A 255-nucleotide genomic window follows, 5' to 3' on the forward strand; every position below is an offset into this window, starting at 1 on the left:
TCTACCAAGCCGGATTTGGCTTCCGCAAGTTTTTCCTTAGCTTCGTCTACTTTCGCTTTCGCATCCGCTACGTCTTTTTCTGTAGCGCTCGCGTTGCCAATCACTTCCTCAGCTTTTGTTACGGCTTCGGTAGCTTTTGTCTTCGCGTCTTCGTAGGCTGCTTTACTTGCTTCTGTCTTACCGTCTGTATTGGCACCTTCGTTGATGGCTGTATTCAAGGCATCTTTCGCTTGTTTAAGAGGTTCCTTGTCTACG

The 255-nt window shown here is 47.8% G+C and carries 1 pseudogene; it reads right to left on the bottom strand.

From position 1 onward, the window contains the following. Nucleotides 1-255 (bottom strand): annotated as a pseudogene (locus HT721_RS10075) (FIVAR domain-containing protein); the annotation flags it as partial.

The organism is Streptococcus sp. 4094 (assembly GCF_013277125.1).
GTDB lineage: Bacteria > Bacillota > Bacilli > Lactobacillales > Streptococcaceae > Streptococcus.